General features: G+C 70.5%; 1 protein-coding gene. It reads right to left on the bottom strand.

Going from position 1 to position 950, the window contains the following annotated elements; genetic code table 11:
- Positions 1–69 precede the first annotated feature (69 nt).
- The gene (locus CM1CMNOD_RS14395; protein ID WP_013874329.1) at positions 70–834 is read right to left on the bottom strand and encodes a methyltransferase domain-containing protein; all 765 of its coding nucleotides are present in this window, start codon (positions 832–834) and stop codon (positions 70–72) included.
- Positions 835–950: the final 116 nt, after the last annotated feature.

The following is a 950-nucleotide window of genomic DNA, read 5'->3' on the forward strand; positions in this document are numbered from 1 at the left end:
ATGGTCGGGTATCCGCCACGCATAGTCATGCCATCTGGTCATGCCGCCTGATCGTGTCGCCGGGTCGCGTCACCGGCTGTCGCGGCGGTGGGCCAGGACATGCAGGTGAGCCGCAAGATCCCGAAAGGGTGCCCGGGAGGATGCAGCGATCTCCAACTGGAGCAGTCGCTCCGCCGCGGACGGATCCGCGTCCACGGCGGCCGCGGGCACCAGATCGGCGAACACCCGCACCCCGTGGACCGCGATCACATCGGCTCCGGCGTCGCTCACCATGCGTACCAGCGTGCCGCCGTCGAAACGGCGCGCCCGGTCAAAGCCGCCACAACGTCCACCGGGATCGGCCAGCGCATGCTGCGCCTCGGCGAGCCTGCCGGCGAGCACACGGGCGAGGACGACCGCCGCCCGGTTGGCGGCGACAACGCTGAGCAGCCCACCTGGACGCAGGACTGCCACTGCCGCGGTCAGCGCGGCGACGGGTTCGTCCACCACCTCCAGCACGGTGTGACACAACAGCACGTCCGAACGGCCTACTCCGACGATCTCCGGCAGGACGGAAAGATCTCCCTGACGCGCCGTCACGAGATGTCTGACCCCGTGCTCTGCCGCCCGGTGGTCGAGCGAGGCGAGCGCGTCCGGGCTGGGATCCACCACGGTCACCCGGTGCCCGCGCTCGGCAAGCGGCACCGCGAACCCACCACTGCCGCCACCCGCGTCCACCACGTCGAGTGCGCTGCCCGCTCGCGCAGTCACGGTGACCAGTGCGTCCAACAGCCCCCGCCAGACCACGGCCTGGCGCAGATCTCCCCATGTCACCGGACGACTTCTGACGGCCATGCCGTACCTCCTCGGCGCCCCGGAGGCCTTGAGCCCCTCAACGACCCGGGGACCTGGACCTCCCCGGGCCATGCCCGCTGGAGAGTTCTCGCGAACCTCGCAACGAGATGAGCGAC

Origin of the sequence: Protofrankia symbiont of Coriaria myrtifolia (assembly GCF_900634755.1) — a bacterium.
Lineage (GTDB): Bacteria > Actinomycetota > Actinomycetes > Frankiales > Frankiaceae > Protofrankia > Protofrankia coriariae.

Coding starts and splice junctions, on each gene's coding strand:
- CM1CMNOD_RS14395 (WP_013874329.1), bottom strand. CDS start 834: ATGGCCGTCAGAAGTCGTCCGGTGACATGGGGAGATCTGCGCCAGGCC.